Genomic DNA, 13,171 nt, shown 5'->3' on the forward strand with positions numbered 1-13,171 from the left:
CCTATGGTGCTTTCTTCGTGGGAGCCGGCTTGCCGGCGAAGGTGGTCTTGAAGGCCCCTTCGCTGGCAAGCCGGTTTCTGCACACGTCAGTTCTTACGATAACAGCGAGCCGCGCAGCGAGTGGGGCTGCGCCGAGTCGATGTGCACGTCGGCGAATTGGCCGATCAGTGTGGGATCGTCGCAACGGAAGTTGACGATCCGGTTGTTCTCGGTACGGCCCTGCAATTCGCCCGGATCTTTCTTGGAGTAGTCGGTTACCAGGATGCGCTGGGTCGACCCGACCATTTGTCGGCTGATTTCAAACCCTTGCTGGTTCAGGCGGTGTTGCAGCGCGTTCAGGCGTTCCTTCTTCAGCGCTTCCGGCGTGTCGTCGGCCAGGTCGGCGGCCGGAGTGCCCGGGCGCGGGCTGTAGACGAAGGAGTAGGAGAAGTCGAAACCGACGTCTTCGATCAGCTTCATGGTCTGCTGGAAGTCTTTTTCCGTTTCGCCAGGAAAGCCGACGATGAAGTCCGAGCTGATGCAGATGCCCGGTACCGCCGCGCGCAGTTTGCGCAGCTTGGACTTGTACTCCAGGGCCGTGTGATTGCGTTTCATCGCCGCCAGAATCCGATCCGAGCCCGACTGCACGGGCAGGTGCAGATGCTTGACCAGCTCCGGTACTTCGGCGTGGGCCTGGATCAGGCTGTCGGAGAACTCCAGCGGGTGCGAGGTGGTGTAGCGAATCCGCTCAATGCCGTCGACGGCGGCGACCACGCGGATCAGCTCGGCCAGGTCGGCCATGCGCCCGTCGTGGGTCTGGCCTCGGTAGCCATTGACGTTCTGGCCCAGCAGGGTGACTTCGCGCACGCCGTTTTCCGCCAGGTGGATGATCTCGGCGATCACGTCGTCAAATGGTCGGCTGACCTCTTCACCCCGGGTATAGGGCACGACGCAGAAGGTGCAGTACTTGCTGCAACCTTCCATGACCGACACATAGGCGCTGGGGCCGTCGATGCGCGGCTCGGGCAGATGGTCGAATTTTTCGATTTCCGGAAACGAGACATCCACTTGCGGCAGCTTGCTGATGCGCGCGGCATCGATCATTTCCGGCAGGCGGTGCAGGGTCTGCGGACCGAAGACCACGTCCACATAAGGCGCGCGATCGCGAATGGCGGCGCCTTCCTGGCTGGCCACGCAGCCGCCGACGGCAATCACCATGTCCGGATTGGCCAGTTTCAACTCGCGCCAGCGACCCAGCTGGGAGTACACCCGGTCCTGGGCGCGTTCACGAATGGAGCAGGTATTGAGCAGGATGACATCCGCGTCTTCGGCACGTGCGGTGACTTCCAGGGCCTGATGTTCACCCAGCAGATCGACCATGCGCGAGCTGTCGTACTCGTTCATCTGGCAACCGTGGGTTTCGATGTAAAGCTTCTTGGCCATGGACCTCAGTCTCACGTGATTCAAATAACCGCGCATTATAGGGTCCATGCCCACAGGTTCCTAGCGTTGTGCATCGGGTAGCTATGCTATAGTTCGCGCCCTATTTTTATCCCCCGATGTGTTGCCCGCCCACCATGACCAAACGTGAAGCCCCAATCTACAAGGTGATTTTCCTCAACCAGGGCCAGGTGTTCGAAATGTACGCCAAGCAGATCTATCAGAGTGATCTGTGGGGTTTTCTGGAAGTGGAAGAGTTCGTCTTTGGCGAGCGCACGCAAGTGGTCGTCGATCCGAGCGAAGAGAAGCTCAAGGCGCAATTCGAAGGCGTGGTGCGCAGCTTTGTGCCGATGCATTCGATCGTGCGCATCGACGAAGTGGAGCGTCTGGGCACGCCGAAGATCAGCGAAGCCCGTGGCGTGAGCAATGTCATGCCGTTCCCGATGCCGATGCCCGAGAAGTAAGCCTGGTGGGTGCAGGTGCCGGCTTGCCGGCCAATGGCGCGAGGGTGTTACGGGAGTGGCGAGAAAGGCGAGCGCCCATCGGCGCTTTGCAGTTCCATCAGGTATTTGCGGAAAATCTGTCCCAGCACCTGGGTCGCGACTTCCAGCTCGTCACGCTGCATGTGCTCGGCGACTTCGTCGGCGGTGTCCAGAGCGTCTTCGGCACCGTTGACCGCAGCCATCTTCAGCACGATATAGGCCTGGACGTTGTTGGCCGGCACACCCTCGCCGTGGAAGAACATGGTGCCGAGTTTGAATTGCGCCTGAGCGTGGCCTTGCAATGAGGCTTTTTCGAAATAGCTCAGGGCCTGATTGAGGTCCCGCGGCGCGCCTTTGCCTTCGTAGTAGAACTCACCCAACTCGTATTGCGCCTCGGCGTCACCTTCATCGGCGGCTTTCTGGCACGCGGCCAGCGCCTCGGCCTGTTCCTGTGCCTGGGGATCGAGGGTGCAGCGACCCATCGCTGGGATCAACAACGAGTTGCCGCCTGCTTGTGCGTACGCGAGCAGGGGCTGAAGGAGCAACAGGCAGCCCAGTGTCAGGGCGCGGCCGGTGCGGTTCATGGGAATCGACTTACCTCTGAGGGGCGCGCGGACCCAGCGAGGGGTCCAATAAGCGCGCATTATGAAATAAGCAGGGCCAACCTTACAAAGTCTTTACTCGTTTTTCTGCTGCGTGGCGGCGATATCCGTCACCTTGCTGGGTATTTGTCCCCTTGGCCGGGAAAAGTTCGAGTAAAGCACCCCGCTGGCGCGGTTGATCACCGCGCCAGCCCGCCCGCACTTATTTCAAGGCGGCGAAAGCGCGTTCGGCGGCATCCAGGGTCAGTTGCAACTCGGTTTCGCCGTGGGCGATCGAGGTGAAACCGGCCTCGAAGGCACTCGGCGCCAGGTACACGCCGCCTTCCAGCATCAGGTGGAAGAAGCGCTTGAACAGGTTGGCGTCGCTGGCCATCACGTCGTCGAAGGTGACGATGTCATCGGCACCGCTGAAATACAGGCCGAACATGCCACCCGCCTGAGTGGTGACGAACGGAATGCCCGCGGCGTCCGCCCGTTGTTGCAAGCCTTCGAGCAGGCGGCTGGTGTAGTCGCTCAGTTCGGCGTGGAAGCCCGGGCGGCTGATCAGGCGCAGGGTGGTCAGGCCGGCGGCCATGGCCAGCGGGTTACCGGACAGGGTGCCGGCCTGGTAGACCGGGCCCAGGGGCGCGATGTGCTCCATGATCTTGCGCTTGCCGCCGAAGCAGCCCACCGGCATGCCGCCGCCGATGATCTTGCCGAAGGTCGACAGGTCCGGTGTCACGCCGTAGTGAGCCTGGGCACCGCCGAGGGCGACGCGGAAGCCGGTCATCACTTCGTCGAAAATCAGCACCACGCCGTGTTGGTCGCAGAGGCTGCGCAGACCTTCAAGGAAACCGGGTGCCGGCGGTACGCAGTTCATGTTGCCCGCCACCGGCTCGACGATGATGCAGGCCACTTCCTGGCCGACTTCCGCGAGCATTTGCTCCACGGCGGCGATGTCGTTGAAGGGCAGGGTCAGGGTGTGTTTGGCGAAGGCCGCAGGCACCCCGGCGGAGCTGGGAACGCCTTGGGTCAGGGCGCCGGAACCGGCCTTGACCAGCAGGCTGTCGGAGTGGCCGTGGTAGCAGCCTTCGAACTTGATGATGCTGTCGCGGCCGGTAAAGCCCCGGGCCAGGCGAATGGCGCTCATGGTGGCTTCAGTGCCGGAGCTGACCATGCGCACCATTTCCATGGACGGCACGATGGAGCACACCAGATCGGCCATTTCGGTTTCCATGGCGGTCGGTGCGCCGTAGGACAGGCCGTGTTCCAACTGCTTGCGCACCGCATCCAGTACGTCCGGATGACTGTGGCCGAGAATCATCGGGCCCCAGGAGCCGACATAGTCGACATAGCGCTTGTCGTCTTCGTCAGTGACGTAGGCGCCTTCTGCGTGTTTGAAGAACAGCGGGGTGCCGCCCACGCTCTTGAAGGCGCGAACCGGCGAGTTGACCCCACCGGGGATGTGTTTCTGGGCGTTGGCGAACAGGGTTTCGGAACGGGACATGAGCGGGCTCTCAAAAATCAGCTGTTGAATAGGGCATTGAAGGCGCGGGCGCGACGGGTCACTTCGTCGGCGCTATCGGCGCCGAACAGGCCGTGGACCACGGCCAGCAGGTCGGCGCCGTGGTTCACCAGCGGCGCAGCGTTATCCAGGGTGATGCCGCCGATCACGCAGATCGGCAGGTGCAGGCTGGCCCGGGCCTGATCCAGCAACTCCAGGCTGGCCGTGGGCGCGCCGGGTTTGGTGGTGGAATTGAAAAAGCGGCCGAAGGCGACATAGCTGGCGCCTTCCTTCGCCGCCTGCTCGGCCAGTGGCAATTGGTCGTGGCAGGTGGAACCGATGATCGCCTGGCGACCCAGCAGGGCCCGGGCCGGCGTCAGTGGGCCATCGGTCTGGCCCAGGTGCACGCCGGCGCCGATGCGCGCGGCCAGTTCGGCGTCATCGTTGATGATCAAACGGGTCTTGTAGCGCTCGCACAGGGTCAACAGGGTTTCGGCTTCCCGCAGGCGGCGAGCCTGATCGTCGCTTTTATCGCGGTACTGCAACAGGGTGACGCCGCCTTCCAGCGCCGCCTCCACGTACTTCAGGAACTTGCCGGCCAACAGCTGACTGTCGGTGATGGCGTACAGACCACGTAGTTTCATTGAGCGGGCCTCATGACATTACGAGCAGAAATCCAACGGCAAGCGGCGCGGGACAAACTGGCCGCGACCCAGTTGTTCAGCGTCGCGCAGGGTACGCCAGGTGTAATCAAGGGCCGACTGCACCGCGCTGGCCAGGTGTTCGCCTTGTGCCAGACGTCCGGCCAGGGCGCTGGCCAGGGTGCAGCCGGAGCCGTGATAGCTGCCCGGCAGACGCTGGCAGGTGTAGGTTTCACGCAGGCCGTCGCGGCTGTACAGGCGATTGTGCACTTCGTGTTCATCGCCATGGCCGCCCGTGATCAGCAGGTGCTTGACGAACGGCAGGAGTTTTTCGGCGCATTGGTCGGCGCTGCCTTCGGGCAGTTCCGCAAGAATTCGGGCTTCGGGAAGGTTGGGAGTGGCAATGGTGGCCAGGGGCAGGAGGCGCTCGCGCATGGCGTAGCCGACTTCATCCTTGCCCAACCGGCCGCCGCCGCCGGCGCGCAGCACCGGGTCGCAGACCAGCGGCAGGTGCGGGTGCGCCTGGAGCAGTTCGACCACGGTGTCGACCATCTTCAGGGAACCGAGCATGCCCAGCTTGACTGCGGCGACCGTGGAGTCGTTGAGCACGGCATTGGCCTGGGCCAGTACCCACTCGCGATCCAGAACGCGGAAGTCGCTGACATTGACCGTGTCTTGCACGGTCAGGGCGGTGACAGCCGGAGCTGCGTGACAACCCTGAGCCAGCAGGGCTTCGATATCTGCCTGCAAGCCGGCGCCACCACTGGGGTCGTGGCCGGAGAGACAGAGGACAACGGGGCGAGAGCTGTAGATATTCATGGGCGGCGAGCTTACCACCAAACGCTTTTTTTCGCGGCGCCTGGTGTCTGCTGGAAAATGTCGCTGTACCGGGCTCTAACGTCCTGACCGATGCAACAGCTCTAGCTCGCGGTATTGCGCTGAAAGGCTTGATCTAGAGCCTTTAGACTAAAATTTACAATGGTGTTCATTGGCCATCAGCGGCTATGCTAGAGTGCATTCAAACCAATAACAGGTCATGCCGGTTATACGTCTGCTCAAGGGAAATGGGGGGACTTCCTGACATCACCGGACAAGCCACGCTGGGGCTTTAATGCGCTATTTGCTGCTGTTGCTGTTGAGCTTGCCGATGCTGGTGGGTGCCGCCGAGTTCGATGAGTTCACTCAACGCCTTCCTTTAGGCCGAGTGATGCAGGTCCTTGAAGACCCGGGTGGTGAAGCGACCATTGCCGATGTCAGCTCGGGGCCATTGGCCGAACACTTCAAGCCCCACGATAAAGACACCCTCAACGCCGGTTATTCTCGTTCGGCGTTCTGGCTGAAGATCGACCTCGATTACCGCCCCGGCAATCCCACGGCCCAGCGCAACTGGTTGCTGGAGCTGGCCTATCCGCCCCTGGATCACCTGGATCTGTACCTCCCCGACGAAAGCGGTGGCTATCGCCTGGCGGAGCGGACCGGCGATGCCTTGCCCTTCGACAGCCGGCAGATCCGCCAGAACAACTACCTGTTCAACCTGAATTTCGTTCCCCATGAACACAAGACGATCTATCTGCGGCTGGCCAGCGAAGGCTCGATCCAGGCGCCGGTAAGCCTGTGGTCCAACACCGCCTACCTTGAAGCCCAGCCCGTGCGCCTCTACGTGCTGGGGCTGATCTACGGGGTGTTGCTGGGCATGCTGGTGTACAACCTGTTCATCTACCTCAGCGTGCGTGACACCAGTTACCTCTACTACATCGTCTATATCGCCTCGTTCGGTCTTTACCAGTTGTCGGTCAACGGTGCGGCAGTGGAGTACTTCTGGCCCAACAGCCCCTGGTGGGCCAATGCCGCGACGCCCTTCTTCATCGGTTCGGCGGGGCTGTTCGGCAGTCAGTTCGCCCGCAGCTTCCTGCAGACTTCCGGCCACAGTCCCTGGGTTGACCGCATATTGATGGCGCTGATGGGCTTTGGTGCGCTGGTCATGGCCCTGTCGCTGATGACCAGTTACGCCCTGGCCCTGCGCCTGGCCACCACCCTGGCGCTGCTGTTCACCGTAGTGATCTATGTCGCGGGCATCGTGGCCTGGTGGCGTGGGTTACGGGTGGCGCGCTATTTCATCATTGCCTGGTCGGCTTTTCTGTTCGGCGGGGTGATCAACACCTTGATGGTGCTGGGTTACCTGCCCAACGTGTTCCTGACGATGTACGCCAGCCAGATCGGCTCGGCGATCGAGGTGGCGTTGCTGTCCCTGGCCCTGGCCGACCGGATCAACGCGATGCGCGAGCAGCAGGCCCAGACTCTGCTGGAGGCGGGGCAGAAGCTTGAGGTGCTGAACCAGCAACTGGCCCACAGCAACCGGCTCAAGGATGAGTTCCTGGCCACCCTGACCCATGAACTGCGCACGCCGATGAACGGTGTCATCGGCTCACTGGAGTTGATGCAGACCCTGGAACTGGACCCGGAGCTTGCGCAGTACCAGCAGACCGCCGCCGGTTCGGCGCGGGACATGATGCGCATGGTCAACGGCATCCTCACGCTGACCGAGCTGCAGGCCGGCAAGCTTAGCGCCCAGCGCCAGCCCTTCAGCCTGCGTTCGCTGCTGACCGCGTTGCAAACCCAGTACGCGGCCAGTGCGGCGGCCAAGTCCCTGTCCTTCCAGGTCGATCTGAGTGCCGGATTGCCCGATCGCTTGCAGGGGGATCGCTGCAAGCTCAGCCATTGCCTGGAGTGCCTGCTGGATAACGCCGTCAAGTTCACCCATTCCGGCGGGGTGGTCTTGCGGGTGGTAACCCGTGCCGTCTCGGTCGAAAGGGTCAGCTTGAGTTTCGAGGTGATCGACAGCGGCATAGGTTTCGTCAACCTGGACGAGGCGATGCTGTATCAGCGCTTCTTCCAGCTCGACGGTTCCATGACCCGCGAATATGGCGGACTGGGCATCGGCCTGGCGATCTGCCGCCAGCTGGTGGAACTGCTGGGAGGGCAACTGACTCACGAGTCCACGCCCGGGCAGGGCAGTTGCTTCCGTTTGCAGGTGGAGTTTGAGCTTCAGGAACCGATGGCCCGGCTGCCCGCAACCCATCAGCGGCGGACACCCCAGGACTGCACCGTGCTGCTGATCGACGACGATGACGTCGATCAACTGGTGCTACGGGGCATGTTGCTCAAGCTCGGTTACCGGGTCCGCACGGTTGGCAACCCAACCGATGCCCTGCAACTGCTGGGGCGCGAGCCGGTCAGCGCGGTGCTGATCGATGGCCAGATCAGCGCGGCGCAGTTGGGCGCGTTTCGCCTGCAGGCTCAGGCGCTGCCCGGTTATGCCCAGTTACCTATCCTGTTGGCCTGTGTTCCCGGCACCGAAGGGTGTGCGGCCACAGCGGGAGCCGAGTGTCTGGGCAAACCAGTGAAATTCGAAGCCTTGCAACTGCTGTTGTCCAAGCGCGTGCTCGCGGTGGAACAAGGCGAAAGCGCCGATATTTAGGCGCGTATGCCACTTTGTTCAGGGTGGGGCCGGTGCTTAACTTGGGGCCTTGGCACACCCTGAAGGAGCCCGGTAATGAACCTCCACCAGTTCGCTGAAACCCACGAAGTCACCAACCAGCCGCCCGCTCTGGACGGCGCCAACCTCTATCGAATCGATTTGCCGTTGCAGCAATGGATGCAGCGTTTCGATGCCGGTTGGGCCGAATCCCGGGTCGATGCCTATGGCGCATTGGCGGGGGGGCCGTTGATGGAGGCGGGGTTCCTGGCCAATCAGAACAAGCCGGTGTTTGCCAGTCACGATCGCTTCGGGCATCGAATCGATCTGGTGGAATTTCACCCGGCTTACCACCAGTTGATGCAGGCGGCCATCGAGGGGGGGCTGACCTCTCTGCCCTGGACCCATCCGCAAGCAGGCGCCCATGTGGCGCGTGCCGCCATGACCTATCTGCACAGTCAGGCCGAAGCCGGCAGCGGGTGCCCGCTGACCATGACGTTCGCCTGCGTGCCGGCCCTGAAACTGCAGCCGGACATCGCCCAGCTGTGGCTGCCGAAGATCCTCGCCACCGAGTACGACCCGCGCAACGTAGGCATGCAGCACAAGGCCGGGCTCACCATCGGCATGGCCATGACCGAGAAGCAGGGCGGCACCGATGTCCGCGCCAACACCACCCGGGCCTATCCGGTGGGCGCTCCCGGGCCGGGGCAGGCTTATGAACTGGTGGGGCACAAGTGGTTCTGCTCGGCGCCGATGTGCGATGCCTTCCTGACCCTGGCCCAGACCGACAAGGGCCTGACCTGCTTCCTCCTGCCCCGTCATCGCCCGGATGACAGCCGCAATCAGTTCTATATCCAGCGCCTGAAGAACAAGCTCGGCAACCTGTCCAATGCCTCCAGCGAGGTGGAGTTTCGCGGCGCGCTGGCCTGGATGATCGGCGAGGAGGGGCGCGGGGTACCCACCATCATCGAGATGGTGGCCATGACCCGCTTCGACTGCATGGTCGGTTCCAGTTCGCTGATGCGCCAGGCCCTGACCCAGGCCAGCCATCATTGCGCCCATCGCCGGGTGGGCGGGCGCCTGCTCAGCGAGCAGCCGCTGATGCAGAACGTACTGGCCGACCTGGCCCTGGAAAGCGAGGCGGCCCTGGCCCTGAGCCTGCGCATGGGGCGAGCCCTGGACCATCAGGACGATGCCCAGGAGGCGAAGTTCTCCCGGTTAGTGACCGCGGTGGGCAAGTACTGGATCTGCAAACGGGCCCCCGCCATGATCAACGAGGCCGCCGAGTGCATGGGCGGTGCCGGTTATGTCGAGGACAGCATCCTGCCGCGGCTGTACCGTGAAGCTCCGGTGAACTCGACCTGGGAAGGTTCCGGCAACGTGCAGTGCCTGGATGTGCTGCGGGCCCTGTCGAAAGAGCCGGGCGTGCTGGATGCCCTGTTTGCCGAGCTGGGGGACGGGCATGGCGACCGGCGTCTGGCGGCGCACATCGTGGCACTTAAAGACAGCTTCAAGGACACCGCCGACATTCAGTATCGCGCCCGGCAACTGACCGAGGACATTGCCCTGGGCCTGCAGGCCAAGCTGCTACTGGAGGCGGGCAATGAGGTGGTCAGCGAGGCCTTTTTGGCCAGCCGCCTGGGCGGCCAGGGCGGGCGTGTCTACGGAACCTTGCCCCGCGGGTTGGACGTGGCCGCGATTGTTGCCCGCTCCACGCCTCAAGGTTTCTGACCCGTGCGGGAGCCGGCTTGCCGGGGAAGAGACCGGCAAGCCGGCTCCTGCAACTCCGCTGTTCCCGTGGGACGGTGTTGCAGGCAAGATGAACGCCTGCAAGATCAGAACACAGGATGCTTACCGTGACCGAAGCTTTTATTGTCGTTCAAACCGCCGAGCAAGCCGTGGATCGGCTTGCTGCATTGCATGAGCGGGCCACCACCGCCCTGAGTCAGGCGCTCAAGCGTTACCTCAAGGATCGGGTCGAGCCGGATGCCGAGCAGCGTGCGCTGTTCCGCTACCCCGAACTGCGCCTGACCTACCACTGCCACGGCGAAGTCCCACAGACCACCCGGGCCTATGCCAAGGTGCAACTGCCGGGCACCTACAGCGTCACCGTCACTCATCCCGCGGCCTTCCGTAACTACTTGCTCGAACAACTGGTGCCCTTGATGCACGACTTCACCGTCACGGTGGAAGTGGGTGTCAGCGAGCAGAACATTCCTTATCCCTACGTGGTGGAGCAGGGCGACGAACTGGCTGGCTCCGGCGTAACCGCGGCGGCCCTGGCCCGGGTCTTCCCCAGCACTGACCTGTCCGCCGCCACCGACGGTATCGCCGACGGCCTCTACGACTGGGAAAACACCCATCCACTGCCCCTGGCGCTGTTCGACGCCGCGCGAGTGGATTTCTCCCTGCGACGCCTGGTGCACTACACCGGCAGCGACTGGCGCCATGTGCAGCCGTGGATCCTGCTGACCAACTACCACCGCTATGTCGACCAGTTCATCGTCCATGGCCTGGAGCAGCTGCGCAGCGATCCGCGTTTCGTGCGCATGGTCCTGCCGGGCAACGTGATCATCGACAAGGGCATGGACCACGGCGAGGCCTCGGCGATCGCCGCCGGTGTGGTCTGGCACCGCTATCAGATGCCGGCCTATCACCTGCAGGCCAGCGATGGCCACGGCGTGACCCTGGTGAATATCGGCGTCGGCCCGTCCAATGCCAAGAACATCACCGACCACTTGGCGGTGCTGCGCCCACACTGCTGGCTGATGATTGGCCACTGCGGCGGTCTGCGGCAGTCGCAGACGATCGGCGACTACGTACTGGCTCACGCCTACATGCGGCGTGACGGGATTCTCGACCGCGTGGTGCCGCCGAACATTCCGATCCCGGCCCTGGCCGAAGTCCAGCTGGCGCTGCAACAGGCGGCGGCCAATGTCACCGGGGAGAAGGGCGAGCAATTGAAGAAGCGCCTGCGCACCGGCACCGTGCTGACCTACGACGACCGCAACTGGGAGCTGCGCTGGGCCGAGGAACGGCCGTTCATCAACCTGTCCCGGGCGGTGGCGGTGGACATGGAAAGTGGCACCATCGCAGCCCAGGGTTATCGCCTGCGGGTGCCTTATGGCACGTTGCTGTGCGTTTCGGACAAACCCCTGCACAGCGAGATCAAGTTGCCCGGTGCGGCCAATGCCTTCTACGAGCGGGCGGTCAGCCAGCACTTGAAGATCGGGATCGAAGCCGTGGACCTGATGCGCAGCGAACTCAACTCCCTGCACTCGCGCAAACTGCGCAGCTTCGACGAGCCGCCTTTCCGCTAGGCGTTTAATCCATGGTCATTTGGCGATCAGGCCACTAGCATTGTCGGTCCTGATCGCTGAATGTTCCCGCTGCCATGTCCCGTGCACCTCGTCCCGCCTCCCGCCGTCCTGGCGCCAAGCCGTTTTCTCCTTCTTCCAGCAAGCGCGTGGCCAAGGCGCCGCCGGCCGAGTCGAAGCTGATCCTGTTCAACAAGCCTTTCGATGTCCTGACCCAGTTCAGTGATGGCGAAGGCCGGGCGACGCTCAAGGACTTCATCGCGATTCCCGGGGTCTACCCGGCCGGGCGCCTGGATCGCGACAGCGAAGGGCTGCTGCTGTTGACCAATGACGGGCAATTGCAGGCGCGCATTGCCGATCCCAAGCACAAGCTGGCCAAGACGTACTGGGTGCAGGTCGAGGGCCAGCCCAGTGCCGAGCAGTTGCAGCGGCTGCGTGATGGCGTGGAACTCAACGATGGCATGACCCTGCCAGCCGAGGCGCGGCAGTTGGATGAGCCGCAGCTGTGGCCGCGCAACCCGCCGGTGCGTTTTCGCAAGAGTGTGCCCACCAGTTGGTTGGAGCTGGTGATTCGCGAGGGGCGTAACCGTCAGGTACGGCGCATGACGGCGGCGGTGGGCCTGCCAACCTTGCGGCTGGTAAGGGTCAGGATTGGCGACTGGACCCTGGATGGCCTGGATCAGGGCCAGTGGAAAGAAGTCGCGGCGCGCTTATAAGGCCCCGGATTCGATCAGGCCGATCACCACGCTCTTGATGATGAAGGCGGCCACGCCCAGGCCCAGCACGAAGAACAGGATAAAGGAGCCGAAGCGCCCGGCTTTGGACTTCTTGGCCAGGTCCCAGACGATGAAACCCATGAATATGATCAGGATGCTGACCAGACCGGTCATCATCCATTCTTCGAATACGGCTGGGTCCATCGATTATCTCCAATGCAGGCAGGGTAAAAATGCCGGGCGAGTATACGCCAACGCTCGCCGGCCGAGCATTGATCTGCATGCGTTATGTCGCCACAGCGTCAGGCCGGCCTGGCTTTAGGCGCAGGCGTACCGGCACTGGCCTCAGCAAGCTCTTCGTCGGCCTGCCGGCTGCGACAGATGGCCTGTCAATTGCGCAGGTGGGTCAGGGGCAGCTCGGTGCTGTTGAGTACCTGGTTGAGCACGAAGCTGGAACGCACGCTGGTGACGCCGTCGATGCGGGTCAGGTGACCGAGCAGGAGTTTCTGGTAATGGTCCATGTCCGGCACCACGACCTTGAGCTGGTAGTCGGCATCGACTCCGGTCACCAGGCTGCATTCCAGTACCTGAGGCAGGCTGCGGATCGCCGCTTCGAAATTCTCGAAGCGTTCCGGAGTGTGCCGGTCCATGCCGATCAGCACGTAGGCGGTGAGGCTCAAGCCGAGCATCTTGCGGTCCAGCAAGGCGACCTGGCGGGAAATGTAGCCGTCGTCCTCCAATTGCTTGACCCGGCGCGAACAGGGCGAGGGTGACAGACCGATGCGCTCGGCCAGTTCCTGGTTGGAGATGCGGGCGTCGCGTTGCAATTCCGCCAAAATACTCAGGTCATAGCGGTCGAGTTTGCTCATCAATCAGGCCTTTGTCATAAGTATTGCGTCGAATTATCTATCTAGGGTTAAAAATTGCGCAAGAGGTGTTTTTGCAAGCAATCTTCGCAATCCTCTGTCGTCGGCCCAGGCCTATTCTTATCACCAGAATCACTGCCCGGACATAGAGTCCACTGCGGCCCGCCGAA

At 62.8% G+C, this 13,171-nt stretch carries 12 protein-coding genes; 5 read left to right on the forward strand and 7 right to left on the reverse strand.

Going from position 1 to position 13,171, the window contains the following annotated elements:
* Positions 1-93 precede the first annotated feature (93 nt).
* Positions 94-1,422 (reverse strand): tRNA (N6-isopentenyl adenosine(37)-C2)-methylthiotransferase MiaB, encoded by a 1,329-nt coding sequence (miaB, locus tag GGI48_RS19370; RefSeq protein WP_047306219.1) that lies wholly within the window; start codon positions 1,420-1,422, stop codon positions 94-96.
* A 134-nt stretch (positions 1,423-1,556) separates the two neighbouring features.
* Here miaB and GGI48_RS19375 point away from each other — a divergent pair, with 134 nt between their 5' ends.
* Positions 1,557-1,883 carry a DUF1820 family protein gene (locus GGI48_RS19375; RefSeq protein ID WP_007927079.1) on the forward strand — a complete coding sequence of 109 codons (327 nt, stop codon included), beginning with the start codon at positions 1,557-1,559 and terminating at the stop codon, positions 1,881-1,883.
* Between the two features lie 47 nt (positions 1,884-1,930).
* On the opposite strand, the gene GGI48_RS19380 is transcribed toward GGI48_RS19375, so the two are convergent.
* The 4 genes from GGI48_RS19380 to GGI48_RS19395 form a co-directional block, all read right to left on the reverse strand.
* Positions 1,931-2,485 carry a tetratricopeptide repeat protein gene (locus tag GGI48_RS19380; RefSeq protein ID WP_179599610.1) on the reverse strand — a complete coding sequence of 185 codons (555 nt, stop codon included), beginning with the start codon at positions 2,483-2,485 and terminating at the stop codon, positions 1,931-1,933.
* Between the two features lie 220 nt (positions 2,486-2,705).
* The gene (gene hemL / locus GGI48_RS19385; RefSeq protein WP_016965754.1) at positions 2,706-3,989 is read right to left on the reverse strand and encodes a glutamate-1-semialdehyde 2,1-aminomutase; all 1,284 of its coding nucleotides are present in this window, start codon (positions 3,987-3,989) and stop codon (positions 2,706-2,708) included.
* Between the two features lie 17 nt (positions 3,990-4,006).
* Positions 4,007-4,630, reverse strand: a complete 624-nt coding sequence (gene thiE, locus GGI48_RS19390; protein ID WP_016965753.1) for a thiamine phosphate synthase — start codon at positions 4,628-4,630, stop codon at positions 4,007-4,009.
* 18 nt (positions 4,631-4,648) lie between these two features.
* A complete protein-coding gene (locus GGI48_RS19395; protein ID WP_179599612.1) occupies positions 4,649-5,446 on the reverse strand; it encodes a hydroxymethylpyrimidine/phosphomethylpyrimidine kinase in 798 nt (265 codons plus the stop codon).
* Between the two features lie 292 nt (positions 5,447-5,738).
* Between GGI48_RS19395 and GGI48_RS19400 the strand changes: the two genes are divergently transcribed.
* The 4 genes from GGI48_RS19400 (at position 5,739) to GGI48_RS19415 (ending at position 12,135) form a co-directional block, all read left to right on the forward strand.
* Positions 5,739-8,105 (forward strand): 7TM diverse intracellular signaling domain-containing protein, encoded by a 2,367-nt coding sequence (locus tag GGI48_RS19400; protein WP_047306218.1) that lies wholly within the window; start codon positions 5,739-5,741, stop codon positions 8,103-8,105.
* 75 nt (positions 8,106-8,180) lie between these two features.
* Positions 8,181-9,833: an acyl-CoA dehydrogenase family protein gene (locus GGI48_RS19405; protein ID WP_179599614.1), complete on the forward strand. Its 1,653-nt coding sequence runs from the start codon at positions 8,181-8,183 to the stop codon at positions 9,831-9,833.
* A gap of 116 nt (positions 9,834-9,949) precedes the next feature.
* Positions 9,950-11,422 carry an AMP nucleosidase gene (amn, locus tag GGI48_RS19410; protein WP_161799194.1) on the forward strand — a complete coding sequence of 491 codons (1,473 nt, stop codon included), beginning with the start codon at positions 9,950-9,952 and terminating at the stop codon, positions 11,420-11,422.
* 146 nt (positions 11,423-11,568) lie between these two features.
* Positions 11,569-12,135, forward strand: a complete 567-nt coding sequence (locus GGI48_RS19415) for a pseudouridine synthase (RefSeq protein ID WP_179602060.1) — start codon at positions 11,569-11,571, stop codon at positions 12,133-12,135.
* On the opposite strand, the gene GGI48_RS19420 is transcribed toward GGI48_RS19415, so the two are convergent.
* The gene (locus tag GGI48_RS19420) at positions 12,130-12,339 is read right to left on the reverse strand and encodes a DUF2788 domain-containing protein (RefSeq protein ID WP_003228500.1); all 210 of its coding nucleotides are present in this window, start codon (positions 12,337-12,339) and stop codon (positions 12,130-12,132) included. The two genes, GGI48_RS19415 and GGI48_RS19420, sit on opposite strands and share 6 nt — an antisense overlap.
* 185 nt (positions 12,340-12,524) lie before the next feature.
* A complete protein-coding gene (locus GGI48_RS19425) occupies positions 12,525-13,004 on the reverse strand; it encodes an Lrp/AsnC family transcriptional regulator (protein ID WP_016963825.1) in 480 nt (159 codons plus the stop codon).
* Positions 13,005-13,171: the final 167 nt, after the last annotated feature.

The organism is Pseudomonas protegens (genome assembly GCF_013407925.2).
Lineage (GTDB): Bacteria > Pseudomonadota > Gammaproteobacteria > Pseudomonadales > Pseudomonadaceae > Aquipseudomonas > Aquipseudomonas fluorescens_AP.

What these genes read in the sequence shown, in the direction of transcription:
- amn (WP_161799194.1), top strand. Translation starts at nt 9,950, where the DNA reads ATGCTTACCGTGACCGAAGCTTTTATTGTCGTTCAAACCGCCGAGCAA.
- GGI48_RS19395 (WP_179599612.1), bottom strand. Translation starts at nt 5,446, where the DNA reads ATGAATATCTACAGCTCTCGCCCCGTTGTCCTCTGTCTCTCCGGCCAC.
- GGI48_RS19380 (WP_179599610.1), bottom strand. Translation starts at nt 2,485, where the DNA reads ATGAACCGCACCGGCCGCGCCCTGACACTGGGCTGCCTGTTGCTCCTT.
- GGI48_RS19425 (WP_016963825.1), bottom strand. Translation starts at nt 13,004, where the DNA reads ATGAGCAAACTCGACCGCTATGACCTGAGTATTTTGGCGGAATTGCAA.
- hemL (WP_016965754.1), bottom strand. Translation starts at nt 3,989, where the DNA reads ATGTCCCGTTCCGAAACCCTGTTCGCCAACGCCCAGAAACACATCCCC.
- thiE (WP_016965753.1), bottom strand. Translation starts at nt 4,630, where the DNA reads ATGAAACTACGTGGTCTGTACGCCATCACCGACAGTCAGCTGTTGGCC.
- GGI48_RS19375 (WP_007927079.1), top strand. Translation starts at nt 1,557, where the DNA reads ATGACCAAACGTGAAGCCCCAATCTACAAGGTGATTTTCCTCAACCAG.
- GGI48_RS19405 (WP_179599614.1), top strand. Translation starts at nt 8,181, where the DNA reads ATGAACCTCCACCAGTTCGCTGAAACCCACGAAGTCACCAACCAGCCG.
- GGI48_RS19420 (WP_003228500.1), bottom strand. Translation starts at nt 12,339, where the DNA reads ATGGACCCAGCCGTATTCGAAGAATGGATGATGACCGGTCTGGTCAGC.
- miaB (WP_047306219.1), bottom strand. Translation starts at nt 1,422, where the DNA reads ATGGCCAAGAAGCTTTACATCGAAACCCACGGTTGCCAGATGAACGAG.
- GGI48_RS19400 (WP_047306218.1), top strand. Translation starts at nt 5,739, where the DNA reads ATGCGCTATTTGCTGCTGTTGCTGTTGAGCTTGCCGATGCTGGTGGGT.